Source organism: [Clostridium] fimetarium (assembly GCF_900111235.1).
Lineage (GTDB): Bacteria > Bacillota > Clostridia > Lachnospirales > Lachnospiraceae > Clostridium_N > Clostridium_N fimetarium.
The window spans coordinates 133,806-150,117 of sequence record NZ_FOJI01000008.1 but is presented as its reverse complement, the minus strand read 5'-3'; the positions used below and the strand labels follow the sequence as shown (position 1 = coordinate 150,117).

12 protein-coding genes are annotated in these 16,312 nt (G+C 32.9%); 11 read left to right on the top strand and 1 reads right to left on the bottom strand.

Going from position 1 to position 16,312, the window contains the following annotated elements:
- The first annotated feature begins 22 nt into the window (after nucleotides 1–22).
- The 3 genes from BMY18_RS11490 (at nucleotide 23) to BMY18_RS11480 (ending at nucleotide 5,695) form a co-directional block, all read left to right on the top strand.
- Nucleotides 23–1,048 carry a sensor histidine kinase gene (locus tag BMY18_RS11490; RefSeq protein ID WP_092454132.1) on the top strand — a complete coding sequence of 342 codons (1,026 nt, stop codon included), beginning with the start codon at nucleotides 23–25 and terminating at the stop codon, nucleotides 1,046–1,048.
- 72 nt (nucleotides 1,049–1,120) lie between these two features.
- Nucleotides 1,121–1,528, top strand: coding sequence for a GNAT family N-acetyltransferase (locus tag BMY18_RS11485; protein ID WP_139197265.1), 408 nt, complete (start codon nucleotides 1,121–1,123; stop codon nucleotides 1,526–1,528).
- Nucleotides 1,529–2,020: 492 nt separating this feature from the next.
- A complete protein-coding gene (locus BMY18_RS11480; protein ID WP_092454128.1) occupies nucleotides 2,021–5,695 on the top strand; it encodes a leucine-rich repeat protein in 3,675 nt (1,224 codons plus the stop codon).
- Nucleotides 5,696–5,980: 285 nt separating this feature from the next.
- Here the strand turns inward: BMY18_RS11480 and BMY18_RS11475 are convergent, their stop codons facing one another.
- Nucleotides 5,981–6,463, bottom strand: a complete 483-nt coding sequence (locus BMY18_RS11475) for a zinc ribbon domain-containing protein (protein WP_092454126.1) — start codon at nucleotides 6,461–6,463, stop codon at nucleotides 5,981–5,983.
- Nucleotides 6,464–6,829: 366 nt separating this feature from the next.
- Here BMY18_RS11475 and BMY18_RS11470 point away from each other — a divergent pair, with 366 nt between their 5' ends.
- From BMY18_RS11470 to xylB, 8 genes are all read left to right on the top strand, one after another.
- Nucleotides 6,830–7,597, top strand: coding sequence for an ABC transporter ATP-binding protein (locus BMY18_RS11470; RefSeq protein WP_092454124.1), 768 nt, complete (start codon nucleotides 6,830–6,832; stop codon nucleotides 7,595–7,597).
- Nucleotides 7,590–9,611, top strand: a complete 2,022-nt coding sequence (locus tag BMY18_RS11465) for an ABC transporter permease (RefSeq protein ID WP_092454122.1) — start codon at nucleotides 7,590–7,592, stop codon at nucleotides 9,609–9,611. Before BMY18_RS11470 ends, BMY18_RS11465 begins: the two co-directional genes overlap by 8 nt.
- A gap of 123 nt (nucleotides 9,612–9,734) precedes the next feature.
- Nucleotides 9,735–9,920 carry a 50S ribosomal protein L28 gene (gene rpmB / locus BMY18_RS11460; protein WP_092454120.1) on the top strand — a complete coding sequence of 62 codons (186 nt, stop codon included), beginning with the start codon at nucleotides 9,735–9,737 and terminating at the stop codon, nucleotides 9,918–9,920.
- Between the two features lie 214 nt (nucleotides 9,921–10,134).
- Nucleotides 10,135–10,494 (top strand): Asp23/Gls24 family envelope stress response protein, encoded by a 360-nt coding sequence (locus tag BMY18_RS11455; RefSeq protein ID WP_092454118.1) that lies wholly within the window; start codon nucleotides 10,135–10,137, stop codon nucleotides 10,492–10,494.
- 44 nt (nucleotides 10,495–10,538) lie between these two features.
- Entirely contained in the window at nucleotides 10,539–12,239 is a 1,701-nt protein-coding gene (locus BMY18_RS11450) for a DAK2 domain-containing protein (protein ID WP_092454116.1), read from the top strand.
- Nucleotides 12,240–12,568: 329 nt separating this feature from the next.
- On the top strand, nucleotides 12,569–13,189 hold the full coding sequence (locus BMY18_RS11445; protein WP_170841382.1) for a DUF4867 family protein: 621 nt from the start codon (nucleotides 12,569–12,571) through the stop codon (nucleotides 13,187–13,189).
- 69 nt (nucleotides 13,190–13,258) lie between these two features.
- Complete coding sequence (locus BMY18_RS11440) at nucleotides 13,259–14,725, top strand: L-fucose/L-arabinose isomerase family protein (protein WP_092454114.1); 1,467 nt, start codon at nucleotides 13,259–13,261, stop codon at nucleotides 14,723–14,725.
- A gap of 111 nt (nucleotides 14,726–14,836) precedes the next feature.
- Nucleotides 14,837–16,303, top strand: a complete 1,467-nt coding sequence (gene xylB / locus BMY18_RS11435; protein WP_092454112.1) for a xylulokinase — start codon at nucleotides 14,837–14,839, stop codon at nucleotides 16,301–16,303.
- The last annotated feature ends 9 nt before the right edge of the window (nucleotides 16,304–16,312 follow it).

Sequence of the window (16,312 nt, the reverse complement as noted above, 5' to 3'; positions counted from 1 at the left end):
ATTCAAGTTTGGAGAACAATATATGAAAATATTGTTACAGTACTTAAAACAAAAGGCCAAAGACATTGCATTATATTTCATATTTGCAATTATTTTTGGCGTTATTTTTTATCTATATTTATTGCCTTTTGAGGCACTTTTTTATGGGATAATTTTATGCATGAGTGTTACTTTAGGATTATTTATATATGGATTTGTCCGATTTTATATAAAACATCAAATGTTATTAAAACAGATTGACTTAGAAGAAATATATTCCCTTGATATATCTAAATCAAGAAATGTTATCGAAAGTGATTATCAATTATTAATAGATAAACTGATGAAAGAAAAAAATGAGTTAAACGAAAGACAAACTAAGATCATTACCGAGATGAAAGATTATTATACCATGTGGGCACATCAGATAAAGACGCCTATCTCGGCGCTCAATCTCATGTTTCAAGTGTTGGAAGTATATCCGGAAGAAGGCAGTGTTGAAGTAAAAGAATTAAAACAAGAATTGTTTAAAGTGGATTTTTATGTGGATGCAGTGCTGCAGTATCTTCGACTTGAAGATATGTCGTCTGATTTCAAATTTGATTACTATAAATTAGATTCTATTGTAAAACAGGCAGTGAAAAAATATGCAACACAGTTCATCTATCGAAAAATCAAAATTGAACTAGGCAATTTGGATACATCGGTACTGACAGATGAGAAATGGATCTCATTTGTAATTGAGCAGCTTTTATCTAATGCTATCAAATATACGAAAAGTGAGGGGACTGTTAAGATATATTTAAAGGAAACTTTTAATAGGAATGACAAAATTCTTGTGATTGAAGATACAGGAATTGGTATTAATGAAGAGGATCTACCTAGAATATTTGAACGAGGATTTACTGGATATAACGGAAGATTGGACAAGAAGTCAACTGGAATTGGGCTATATTTATGTAAAAAGGCGATTAATAAACTTTCACATAAGATAAGTATTGAATCTAGGTATGGCGTTGGAACTAAGGTGATGATTGATATGTCTAGTGTAGATATTATCCATGAGTGATTCGGAAAAATAATGTGACTCAAGTGTAGGATTGTGAAGAATTTTGTGATGAATACTATGGGGAAACAGGAAATGAATGATATGAAAATTGAAACAATAGGAGTAAACAACTGCAATGAAGTAGTAGAAAATGATGTGAATATTACTACAAGAAAAGTCTTTACGATAGAATGCAAGGATATTATATTGAGAGAGTTTCAATTAGAGGACTTGGATGCTATATATATGCTTACATTGCAAAAAGAGATAACTGAATTTTTCCCTGATTGGATTGCAACAAAAGAGAAACGTAGAGAATGGTTAATGAAATATGAACTGAAAGAGAATAATGAGTTTATAGAATCAGTACCGAATGTACTTAATATTAAAAGGCATACACTAAGATTAGGAATTATATTAAGGGAGACAAATGAGCTAATCGGTTGGATTAGTTCAGGTCTAAAAGATGAATTACCACCACCAAATAGATTGAAATGGTAAATCGATACTCTTTTGGGTGCTCGTTTTACAGTGAAATATCAATTGTAATGGGAGATCAATTAACGATCATGGGCACAGGTGCAGTGGAACAGGAAGTTACAATTACAAATTCTTAGTTTATAACAAGGATACAGCTCAATGTGCACTTACTCAGGATTTTAGTAATGTATCAAGTTTTACATGTACAGCATTTAGTGCAGGAAACAGAGAGCTTTAGGTGGATGTGAAGGATTCTACAGGAACAGTAGTAAGAAGCACTGTAATAGGTGTGGTTACAAAAAAGGTAAATTAATATAGCTAACATCCAGATATAATTTTTAGTCTGTAATGTTAGCTATAATTTTTGTTATAGTAAATATTTCCATATTCTGCTTGTAATTTACTGTCAAGTTTTATATCATTAAAAGGTATAAGTAGCCTATGAAAAATAAGTCTAAAAATATGGCTCATAAGTATCTTGAAAATTAAAAGGGATTAGAGGGGTGGGAAGAAATGAAGAGTAGAAAATTTAGAAAAATAGTCGCAACGCCATTAGTTATTGTAATATTATTTGTGAATTTATTTGTGTATGCGCCAGAAGTTAAGGCACAAGATCTTATATGGAAGGCCGGACCTAATGTTTATGTAACATTATCTGCTAATGGTTTAACGGTTAGCGGGACGGGAGATATGTATCCATCATTTATAACAGAAACTACGGCGGGCGGACCTTGGAGTGCGTACTGTAATGGTAGTAATGTGCGATTACTTCATATAAATTCAGGTGTTACAAGTATTGGGGCTGGCGCATTTTATGGATGTAGTGCACTTGATAATTTGTTTTTTCCAGATACAATAACAAATATAGGTGCTTTTGCGTTTTCTAATTGCACTGGTTTTACAACTTCCATTGAATTATCTTCAAACATGACAAAGATAAATCAATATGCATTTTACAAGTGTAGTGGAACGAGAGGCGACTTAACTATACCTTCGGGAGTTACAAGTATAGGTGAGGGTGCGTTTTATGAATGTAGTTCGTTGAGTGGTAAATTAAGTATTCCAAGTAGTGTAACAAATATAGAGAATTATGCATTTTGGAGTTGTAGTGGATTAAAAGGTGATTTAACAATACCAAATAGTGTTACGAGTGTGGGAGAGTTTGCGTTTTATGGATGTGGTGGATTTAACGGTAACTTAAATTTATCTACGGGATTGAAAAGTATTTCTAAGGGTACATTTAATTTGTGTAGTGGGCTTACTGGCGATTTAAATATACCAGCAGGAATAACCGATATAGCTGAGGGTGCATTTAACCAGTGTAGTGGATTCAATGGAAAATTAATTATTCCAAACAGCGTTACGAGTATAAGTGATGGTGCATTTAATGAATGTAGCGGGTTAACGGGAGATTTAACAATACCAGAAAGTGTTACAAGTATTGGTAAATATTCATTTACTGATTGTAGTAGTTTAAATGGAAAATTAAGAATATCGACGGGGATAACAAATATAGGAGAGGCTGCATTTTGGAAGTGTAGTGGACTTACAGGAGATTTGACTTTACCTGAAGGAGTAACGTCAATTGGTGACGGTGCATTTGCAGATTGTACTGGATTTACTGATACACTTACAATTCCAACTAGTTTAATAATATATGAAGAAAGTTTTTTGAATACGAACTTCACAAAGGTAATTAATAATGGAGGGCTAATATTTTCTTTGCAAAATGATACTAGCTCCTATTGGACCGATTTAGTAGGAAATACAATTACAACTATCTCAAATGGAACGGCATATAAATTCTGGAAGGCCGGTGATGATATAACTGTTTCGCTGAAATCAGGGGTATTAACAGTAAGTGGAACTGGTGCAATGTATTCATATCTTTCTTCAGGTTCCCCATGGAAGTCTTGCTGCGTCACAGGTAGCAATATAGGATTAGTTATAGATTCAAGAGTGACAAGTATAGGTGATAACGCATTTAATGAATGTAGAAGATTGAGTGGAAATTTAAATATACCAACAGGATTAAAAAGTATTGGTGATGGTGCATTTAATAAGTGTAGTGGATTAACGGGAGATTTAAATATACCAGCCGGAGTAACAAATGTTGGGCAATATGCATTTTCTGAATGTAGTGGATTTAATGGAAAATTAAGTTTACCAACAGGAATAACAAGTATAAGTTCGTATGCATTTTGGAAATGTATTGGACTTACAGGTAATTTAACTTTACCATTAGGATTAACAAGTATTGGAAATGATGCATTTAATCAGTGTAGTGGATTAACGGGAAATTTAATGATTCCATCAAGTGTAACAAGTATTGGACAATATGCATTTGATGGATGCAGTGGATTTAATGGAAAATTAAGTTTATCAACAGGAATAACAAGTATTGAACAATATACATTTAATGGATGTAGTGGATTAACGGGAGATTTAATAATACCAGCAAGTGTAACGAGTATTGGACAATATACATTTAATGGATGTAGTGGATTAACGGGAGATTTAATAATACCAGCAAGTGTAACAAGTATTGGACAATATGCATTTTCTGAATGTAGTGGATTTAATGGGAAATTAAGTTTACCTACGGGAATAACTAGTATAAGTCCTTTTACATTTTGGAAATGCAATGGACTTACAGGAGATTTGAATATACCAGTCGGAGTAACAAATATTGGAGAGGCTGCATTTGCTCAATGCAGTAGTTTAAATGGAACATTAATAATTGCGCAAAGCGTAACAAGAATAGGAAATGATGCGTTCGGTGGATGTAGCGGATTAACGGGAAATTTAATATTACCATCAGGACTAATAACAATAGGATCAAGTGCATTTATTAATTGTGCGGGATTTAGGGGTGATTTGACTATTCCAACAGGATTGACCGATATTGGTTATGATGCTTTTTATAATTGTACAGGATTGAATGGTACGCTAATAATTCCATCTAGTGTTAAAAAGCTGTACACAGATAGTTTTGCGTATACAAGATTTATTAAAATAATCAATAATAGCCATAGTGGTATTTCAACAAACCATTATATTGGTTATTGGATTGATTCAACTGGTACTACGGTACTTGATTGTATAATGAATGGTACATATTATAGAGTGTCAAGTGACAATCCATGCGTAGTTACTGCCACAGTGGATAAATCCTCTTGCGTAGTTGGTAGCAAAGTAATAATTAACACAAATGCATCAGGTGGAGCAGGCGTTTATACATATAAATATCTTGCGTACAATAAAGATACAGGCGTATGGGAGACACTAAAAGACTGTTGTAACGACTCAAGCTTTGCATGGACTTCGGGAACTGTAGGAGATAGAGATATTGTCGTTGAAGTAAAGGATCTGTCTGGAGCAGTAGTAAGAAGTGCGCCAGTCAATGTGGTTACGGCATTTTTAGCAATTTCAGCAACTGTAAGTGTGAATTCTAATACAGTAGGTGATAAATTAATCATTTCAGCAATGGGTAGCGAAGGAACAGGAAATTACATTTATAAATTTACCGTACATAATAAAGATACAGACCAATGGGCGGTTTTACAAGATTATAGCAATGCTTCAAGTTTCACATGGACCTCAGTAAGTGCCGGAAATAGAGAGTTTTTTGTGGAAGTAAAGGATTCTGCTGGTTCAATGGTAAGAAGTAATGCGATGAATGTTTCTACGTTTAATGCATTAACTGTTACAGCAAATGCAACTGCCACAGTAAATAATATAGGTGATAAAGTAACTTTTACAGCATCGGCTACAGGTGGATCGGGAAATTATACTTATCGATTATCAGTGCACAATAAAGATACAGACCAATGGGTGACCTTACAAGGTTATAGTAGTACTGCAAGTTTTACATGTACCGCAGGAAGTGCAGGTAATAGAGAGTTTTATGTAGATGTAAAAGATTCAGCTGGGACTGTAGTAAGAAGTACGGCAATGAATGTAGTTACAACTCAAGACACGGGTCATGAAATCAAATTAGGCGATGTTACAAATGATGGGGCAATAGATATATATGATATTTTGTTATTACAAAGGTATATATTAGGTACTGAAACTATATCAGAAAGTTTAATTACTGCAGCAGATGTAACGAATGATAAAAAGGTTGACATTTACGATATACTTGCAATACAACGTCATATAATGGGCATTGAGATTATAGTATAAAATGTTTAGATATTTGACAATGATAAACCTTATCAAACCCAATGCATTTATAATTTGCAGCCCATCGTCGAATTGTTTATGTATCATTATTTCCCAGTTCAGCACATATTTCTGAAACACTTCGAATTTCATTTAGATAATCTTCAGCTGCATTAACACGTTGTCAAGAGTATATGGTGATTTTCTAGACATAAAATAATCCCTCCCAAGTAGTTTTGTGTATTTATACTGTCTACTTTAGAGGGACCATATTAAGATAGCAGAAAGGCATTTTACGTTATTGCATTATCTTAAGTCTTTATAGATTTCACGTGCGAGTAAATTTCTTTTTTCGGTAACAGTTGAACTTGTATACTTATAAGTTGAACTTGATTGCATAATTGTTGATATACTAGTAACATCCTCCTTGACACTTAATGTGACTTTGTTTTTGTTAGTAACATACAATTGGTCTAAGCTGCTAGTTATTGACTCTAATTTCGTTTGCGCCTCGCTTAATGTTATTTTAGTATCAATAAAATCATCTGTAATCGAAAGTGCTGATACTCCTAGATTATATGTATCTGTATCCATATCCGTTGGCATGCTTTTTGTGTCACTCATATAAAAAGCCACACTCAAAAGTACAATTATAAATATTGAAATTCCCACAAACAAAAATATAATTGGTCTTTTACTGTTCTCCCTTAATACAATTTTACAATTAGGACAAATCTTTTCTGTATCTGAAATTTCACTTTCACATTTGGGACATTTAATTAGTGCCATATTTCCCCTCTTTTCTTTAATTTGTAAACCAATTTAATAATACCATATTATACCAAATTATCAAATGGATTATTACAGATTTACATTTATAATCAGTTGGAAATAAAAGAAATAATTTGATCCTATACAAACAATTAATTTACACCATGTGAAATTGAATAATTCTTAGAAACATAAGATAAATCAAGGTATATTAACATACATGAGGTGTAAAACTTTATAAAAAGATTGCAATGTGACAAAATTGTAAGGTAAACCGATGGAATGTAAGCCAAAGTTATGGCAGCCCATTCCATTTTTTTATATACTAAGTCTTGTAAAAACAAACAATGAAGCCGATATAGTATAGGCGAGATGGAGGAAAATATGTCATTATTAGAAGTTAAAAATCTTAAAAAAATCTATACAACAAGACTTGGTTCAAATCAGGTTCAAGCATTATCAAATGTCAATTTTAGTGTTGAAGAGGGTGAATATGTAGCTATTATGGGTGAATCTGGATCAGGTAAAACCACATTGCTGAATATTTTAGCATCGCTTGATAAGCCAACAAGCGGAGAGATTATATTGAATGGGAAAAGTACCGTTACAATTAAGGAGAAAGAACTTTCGGCTTTTAGAAGAAAGAATTTAGGCTTCGTATTCCAAGATTTTAATCTGCTTGATACATTTTCATTATTGGATAATATTTTTTTACCATTGGTATTAGCAGGAATGAAATATGATGAAATGGTAAAAAAGCTTGCTCCAATTGCTGTAAAGCTTGGAATTGAGGATATAATGGCTAAATACCCTTATGAAGTATCGGGCGGGCAAAAACAGAGGGCAGCAGTTGCAAGAGCACTGATTACAAGTCCTCAACTTATCTTAGCAGATGAACCAACAGGTGCATTGGATTCAAAATCAACAGAACAACTACTTGAATTGTTTACAAAAATCAATAACGAAGGTCAGACAATTTTAATGGTCACACACAGTGTTAAGGCCGCAAGCTCCGCAAAACGTGTATTATTTATAAAAGATGGTGAAGTATTTCATCAGATATATAGGGCATCTATGAAAGAGGAAGAGATGTATCAGAAGATTTCAAATACACTCACGGTTTTAGCAACAGGGGGTGAGCAGGTTGAGTAAGTCATTTTATCCAAAACTTGCATTATCTAATATTAATAAAAACAAAAAGGTTTATTATCCTTATATACTTACCTGTATATTTACCGTAATGATGTTTTATATGATGTCAGCTATTAGAAATAACAGCAATTTAGATAAGATACATGGTGCAGAAAATTTAAAAATGCTTTTAGGAATTGCACTTTTTGTTGCAGCAATATTTTCGATAATATTTTTGTTCTATACGAACAGTTTTCTTATGAAACGAAGAAAAAAAGAAATTGGACTATATAATATACTCGGTATGGAAAAACGTCATATTGGCAAAGTTATATCTTATGAAACAATAATAATAGCAGTTGTAAGCCTTACAACTGGAATTGCTTTAGGAATCTTATTCAGCAAACTGATGTTTTTATTTCTACTTAAGCTGATTTCATTTAATGTTGTATTAGGATTTGATGTACCAATCCCATCAGTTATTTCAACATTGATTTTATTTTGTTCCATATTTATTGTTACATTGGTATATAATTTGACAAAGATTCATTTGACAAAACCAATTGAATTGTTACATGGTGGCGAAATTGGTGAAAAAGAGCCGAAAACCAAAATTTTACTTACAATATTTGGGTTGGCATGTATAGGTGGGGGCTATGGATTTGCTTTAACAGTGGAATCACCAATTTCTGCAATGAGTATGTTCTTTTTTGCGGTAATTCTTGTAGTTGCAGGAACATATGCGTTATTTACATCTGGAAGTATAGCAGTACTTAAAATTCTTAGAAAAAATAAAAAATTTTATTATAAGACAAAGCATTTTACAAGTGTTTCAGGTATGCTTTACAGAATGAAACAAAATGCAGTAGGTCTTGCAAATATATGTATACTTTCAACAATGGTACTTATCATGTTTTCAACAACACTAGCTCTTTATGCAGGAATGGAAGACTCCATAAAAACTGAATATCCGAATGATATTCGTATATCTACAGCGCCTGGTATCGATGACAAAACAGAAGAAATAAATAAAGCAATCAATGATAAACTTAAGCAAAATGGAATTGACATTGAGAATTACACAGCATTTCATTCTATAACCCTTAGTTGCGAACATATTGATGGTAAATTCAAATTTTTAGATCAAGATGCTAACTTATTTGGAGTAAATAGTATAGATAAAGTTAAGATATGTACCATAATGCCATTGGATGAATTCAATAAAATTAATAGTACTAATTATACTTTAAATAGTGATGAAGTTATATTATATTCCAAAAAGAAACCTGATGCATTCGGTGAATTTATAATTGGAAATGGTAATGAAAACAAAACTTTTAAAGTAAAAGAAAAATTAAATAAGGTTTCAGATGTTCAGCATAGTAATTATGAAAATATGTTAGATTGTTATACAATTATTGTAAACAATATGGATACGTTAAAATCTATATATTCTTTAGTACCAAGTGATGAACAAAAATATAATGATATGGATTATTCTGTGCAATTTGATACAAAGTGCGACAGAGAAGCCTGTATAGCATTATCTAATAGTATTTTTGAAAATGTAAATATTGATGGTACGACTGTAGAGGCACGCAACATTTATGAAGCAAGAGACGACTTTTATGGAATGTATGGCGGATTTTTGTTTATCGGATTATTTTTAAGCATACTATTTCTTATGGCAACTGTTTTGATTATCTACTACAAACAGATTTCAGAAGGCTATGAAGATAAAACTAGATTTGAGATAATGCAGAAGGTTGGAATGAGTCATTCAGAAGTTAAGAAGACAATCAGAAGTCAGGTCGTTATGGTGTTTTTCCTTCCTCTTATTGTAACAGGCATTCATATTGCAGTTTCTTTTAGAATAATTCAAAAAATGTTATTACTGTTAGGACTTGCTAATGCAGGACTCTTTATTCTATGTACAATAGGCTCAATGCTTGCGTTCTGCTTGGTTTACGGAGCTGTATTTATAATAACAACAAAATCATATTATAAGATTGTAAGCTCAGCAGAAAAAAATTGAATTAAAAATTAAAAGCAAGTAAAAAAAAGTTACTTTTTTACTTGCAAATACAAAATATATCTGATACAATGTACCTTGTTGTGGGTTCGAAAATTACCCAATACCATTAAGGAGGTGTCAAAAATGGCTAAATGTTCAGTTTGTGATAAAGGTGCTCATTTTGGAAATGCAGTGAGTCATTCTCATAGAAGATCAAATAAAATGTGGAAATCCAACGTAAAATCAGTAAGAGTTAACGTTAACGGCGCTACAAAGAAGATGTATGTATGTACTTCTTGTATACGTTCCGGTAAGGTTGAACGTGCTTAATGCTTTTATTTAAAAATGTCAGAGAAAGGTAAACTATACTTTTTACTTGTTATGAGTTATTTATGATGAGTGAGTGTGGTTTGCCTTGTTTTGTGTTTAAATGTAATATACTTATATTCATTATAGAAAACCACTTTGAAAAAAATGGTTTCTTTTTTACTGAAAAAAGGTTATAATGTTAAATAATATACAATTTATGAACGGAGGGTATCGGATGAAAGGACATATAGATAGTCAGTTAGGCAATATTTTGATAGACCCCGAGGTAATTGCGAAATATGCTGGCTCAACAGCAGTCGAATGCTTCGGTATTGTAGGTATGGCAGCTGTTAGTGTGAAAGATGGTCTTGTGAAATTACTAAAAGGTGACAGCCTCACAAGAGGTATTAGCGTTATAGTAGATGAAAATAACAAGTTGGAAATTGATTTTCATGTAATCGTTTCTTACGGTGTAAGTATTTCTACAGTATCAGATAACTTGATTCAGAATGTAAAATACAAAGTTGAAGAATTTACAGGTTTAGAAATTAAAAGAATTAACATCTTTGTTGAAGGTGTTAGAGTAATAGACTAAGAAAATGACTAAGAAAATTATTTTCGTTTAGGAGGAAATTTGTTGTGGCTATTAGTACAATAGATGCAAAACTTTTGCAGAAGATGTTTCTTGCAGGAGCAAAGAATTTAGAGTCAAAAAAAGAGTGGATTAACGATTTGAATGTTTTTCCTGTACCTGATGGTGATACAGGAACGAATATGACGCTTACAATTATGTCAGCCGCTAAAGAAGTGAATGCAATTGAAAACCCAGATATGGCAACACTTGCAAAGGCAATTTCAAGCGGTTCACTTAGAGGCGCAAGAGGTAATTCTGGTGTTATTTTATCACAATTATTCAGAGGATTTACAAAAGAAATCGCTAATGTAACTGAAATTAATACAGATATTCTTGCTGCGGCAATGGAAAGAGCTGCTGAAACAGCTTATAAAGCAGTTATGAAACCCAAAGAAGGAACGATTCTTACAGTTGCTAGAGGCGCTGCAGAAAAAGCTGTTCAGATGGCTGCACAGACAGATGATATCGAAGAGATGATTAGAGAAGTCATTGAGCATGCAGAATATGTTCTGTCACAAACGCCAGAGATGCTTCCAGTATTAAAAGAAGCTGGAGTAGTTGATTCAGGAGGCCAGGGATTTGTTGAGGTTTTACATGGTGCGTTTGATGCATTTTTAGGTAAGGAATTAGATTTTGAAGTGATTCCTCAAGGTACAGTTTCGCCAGTGTTGAATACTGCAAAAGGTTATGCACTAGATAATGTAGATATTAAATTTGGATATTGTACTGAGTTTATTATTATGCTAGAAAAGAAATTTAATCTAAATACAGAAATCAAATTCAAAGCGTTTCTTGAATCTATTGGTGATTCAATTGTATGTGTAACGGATGATGACGTTGTTAAAGTTCACGTTCATACGAATGATCCGGGACTTGCAATTCAGAAAGCGCTAACGTTTGGATCATTATCTAGAATGAAAATAGATAATATGCGAGAAGAACATAGTCAGATGGTAATTGAACAAGCTGATTTAAGAGCGGCTGAAGAAGCTGCAAAGACTCAACAAGAAGTATTAGATGTAAAAGCCGTCCCAGTTGGTCCCAAAAAAGATTTTGGTTTTGTTACTATAGTTGCAGGTGAAGGCTTAGGCGAAATATTTAAAGGCCTTGGAGTTGATTATGCTATCGAAGGTGGACAGACGATGAATCCTAGCACAGAGGATATTTTGAATGCTGCCGAGTTGATTAATGCAGATACTATATTTGTACTTCCAAATAATAAGAATATTATCTTGGCGGCTGAACAGGCTTCTCAGATTATAGAAAACAAGAAAATCATAGTGATTCCTTCAAATACAGTTCCTCAGGGAATTGCAGCTATGATTAATTTCGAATTCAGCAAGAATGTAGAAGAAAACAAAGCGACAATGAATGATGGAATGATAAGTGTGAAATCAGGACAGATTACTTATGCAGTAAGAGATACATCCATAGATGGAATTGAAATTAAGTGTAATGATATAATGGCAATTGGTGATTCTGGACTTATAACAGTAGGCAAAGACGTTAAATTAACTTTAATTGATGCATTCAAGAAATTAGTCGATTCGGATTCGGAACTTATTAGTTTATATTATGGTTGTGATATCAAAGAAGAGGATGCAGAAGCACTAAGAGATGAAGTAGAGGCACTATATCCAAACATAGATATTGAACTACAGTTTGGTGGACAGCCAATTTATTATTATATTTTTTCAGTAGAATAAAAAGTTTTGACTTATAAACATAAAACATATGAAATACAGATAAATATGTAATAGTTCGTTTATGCAAATGCATACGAACTATTATTTTTTTGCGTAAAAATAACGGGTAACCATTGTGAATAGAAGTGAAAAATATATTGACATTTTCTATAGAAATGTTAAAATATAAATAGCTTTTACAAAACACAATTACAAAAGTAAAGCGTAATCTAACACTTTTAAATTTGTGAATATTTATTGAATTATATTCACTTAAATGGTATCATAACTTTAAGAAAAACATTTTATAAAAGTTTTTATGTGACCGTGATAGGTAAGAAAGGTGTGTTATGAGTATATTAGTTAAAAATGTTACGGAAGATGCATTTGGAAAATACGGAAGGGTAATTAGTGGATATGAGATAAGTGAATTACTGGAAAAGATGGATGATACTCCATTTCCAGAAGGTGTAATTTATGAACCATCTGATAAGCTACTAGAAGAATTACCAATATTTAAAGTGATTAGTGAAAGTATATTCGGCGGTATGCCTATTCAGATAGGATACTGTAATGGGCATAATCGATTACTGAATGGTTTGGAGTATCATAGAACATCTGAAATTAACGTTGCTGTCACAGATATGATTTTACTTTTAGGTAGTCTACAAGATGTCAGTAAGGATTTCACCTATAATACTTCCTATGTTGAAGCGTTTTTTATCCCTCAAGGTACAATGATTGAATGCTATGCAACTACACTTCACTATGCACCATGTGATTATAATGGAAAAGGTTTTAAATCCATTGTTGTTCTTCCAAAGGCGACTAATTTAGAGCTTAGTGATTTTAAAAAATGTGTAAAAGAAGATGAATTGCTAGTAGCTAAAAACAAATGGCTGATTGCACATAAAGATGCAAAAATTAAAGGAGCATTTGTTGGACTTATTGGAGAAAATATTTCTGTTTGATGTTAAATTTATAAAACAATAAAACAATAAAATTATATGCACAAAAATAGTGCAGGAATGAGGGAAAGTATGAATAACATGCCAGAATTGAAATTAGGAATCGTTGCAGTTAGTAGAGATTGTTTTCCAATGAGCTTATCTGTTTCTCGTAGAGAAGCAGTTGTGGAAGTATACAAAAAGGCATATGGAAGTATCTATGAATGTTCAATATGTATTGAAAATGAATTACATATGAAAAAGGCGTTAGAAGAGATTAATGCTGCAGGATGTAACTCTCTTGTTATATATCTTGGTAATTTTGGACCAGAGACGCCAGAGACATTACTTGCAAAGTATTTTAATGGACCAGTTATGTTTGTCGCTGCAGCAGAAGAAACCGGTGATAATTTAGTACAAGGTAGAGGGGATGCATATTGTGGAATGCTCAATGCAAGCTATAATTTGAAGCTTCGTAATATAAAAGCTTATATTCCTGAATATCCAGTTGGAACTGCTACAGAATGTGCTGATATGATTCATGAATTTACATCGATTGCTAGAACAATCATTGGGTTAAATAGTCTAAAGGTTATTTCCTTTGGCCCAAGACCACAAGATTTTCTTGCTTGTAATGCGCCAATCAAACAATTGTATAATATCGGAGTTGAGATTGAAGAGAACTCAGAATTAGATTTGTTTGAATCTTTTAATAAACATGCAGGCGATGAGAGAATTCCAGCTGTTGTTAAGAGTATGGAAGAAGAATTAGGAGCAGGCAATAAAAAACCTCAAATCCTTGTAAAGCTTGCGCAATACGAAATAACATTATTAGATTGGATTGAAGCGCACAAAGGTTCAAGAGATTATGTTGCAATTGCTAGTAAATGTTGGCCAGCATTTCAAACACAGTTCGGTTTTGTACCTTGTTATGTTAACTCAAGACTTACCGCTATGGGAATACCAGTTTCTTGCGAAGTTGATATCTATGGTGCAGTCAGTGAATTTATTGGTACAGTAATCAGTCAGGATACAGTTACTCTTCTTGATATTAACAATTCAGTTCCTGCAGATTTATATGAAAATGATATTAAGGGTAAATATAATTACACAATAAAAGATACATTTATGGGATTCCATTGTGGAAATACAGCGGTAGGAAAATTATCATTCTGTGAGATGAAATATCAGATGATTATGGCGCGTACGCTTCCAGAAGAAGTGACACAAGGAACACTTGAAGGTGATATCGTTCCAGGTGATATTACGTTCTTTAGATTACAAAGTACATCAGATGCACAGTTAAGTGCATATATTGCGCATGGGGAAGTACTTCCAGTGGCAACACGTTCATTTGGTTCAATTGGAATCTTTGCAATTTCAGAAATGGGTAGATTCTATAGACATGTATTGATTGAAAAGAACTTCCCTCATCATGGTGCTGTTGCATTTGGACATTTTGGAAAGTCTATATTTGAAGTATTTAAATATCTTGGAGTTGAAAATATTGGCTTTAATCAGCCTAAGGAAATGCTTTACAAAACAGAAAATCCATTTTAGAGAATCGACTTTAGAATACCCGTTTTAGAAAATCCAATTAAGAGAAATGTAAAAAATGATGTTCAAGTAGATAGTAATATCTGCTTGAACATTAAATATAAGGGGGTAGAAATGTTATATATTGGCGTTGATTTAGGAACATCTGCAGTAAAATTATTATTGATGGATGAAAAAGGTAGTGTTAAGAATATTGTTTCAAAAGAATATCCGCTCAGTTTCCCAAAACCAGGGTGGTCAGAACAAAATCCAAGTGATTGGTACAAGCAGACAATTGAAGGTATTAAAGAATTGATTCTAAATTGTGAAAAAACACAAGTAGCTGGAATTAGTTTTGGTGGACAAATGCATGGACTTGTAATATTAGATATAAATGATCAAGTTATACGTCCGGCAATCCTTTGGAATGATGGTAGAACCTATGAAGAATGTGATTTTCTTAATAATGTAATAGGCAAGAAAAAACTTTCACAATATACTGCGAATATTGCTTTTGCGGGATTTACAGCACCAAAATTATTGTGGGTTAAGAAGAATGAACCTGAGAATTTTGGAAAAATCGATAAGATTATGTTACCAAAAGATTATATAGCATATATGCTGTCTGGAATTCACAGCACAGATGTATCAGATGCTTCTGGTATGCTTTTAATGGATGTTAAAAATAAATGTTGGTCAAAAGAAATGCTTGAAATCTGTGACATTAAAGAGCAACAATTACCTACAATATATGAAAGCTATGAAGTGACTGGAACATTGAAGAAGGATGTTGCAGATTCTTTAGGATTATCTGAGACTGTAAAAATAGTTGCAGGAGCAGGTGATAATGCAGCAGCTGCGGTTGGAACTGGTACCGTTGGTGATGGTAGATGTAATATTTCGCTTGGAACATCAGGAACAATATTTATTTCAAGCAGTAAATTTGGAGTCGATAAAAACAATGCGCTACATTCATTTGCACATGCAGATGGTTCTTACCATCTGATGGGATGTATGCTCAGTGCGGCATCATGCAACAAATGGTGGATGGATGAAATTATAGGTACTAAGGATTATGCGAAAGAGCAAGAATGTATTTCTAAGCTAGGAGATAATAGTGTGTATTTCCTGCCATACCTAATGGGTGAGCGTTCTCCTCATAATGATCCTAGCGCAAGAGGGACATTTATCGGACTTAGCATGGATACAAGCAGAGCAGATATGACACAGGCAGTTCTTGAAGGTGTGGCATTTGGCATTCGTGATTCATTTGAAGTGGCAAAGTCATTAGGAATTAAGATAGAAAGAACAAAAATTTGTGGCGGTGGGGCGAAAAGTCTCCTTTGGAAAAAAATAATTGCAAATGTTCTAAATATTAAAGTCGATGTTATTGAATCAGAAGAAGGTCCGGCACTTGGGGGCGCGATTTTGGCGGCTGTTGCATGCAAAGAATATGAAAGTGTTGAAATTGCAGCGAATCAATTGGTAAAGGTTATTGATACAATTGAGCCTGATCAAGAAGTTGCTAAAAAATATGAAATACAGTATAATAAATTCATCCAAATTTATCCAACAGTGAAAGATTTATTTAAAGTATTATAATTTAGAGTG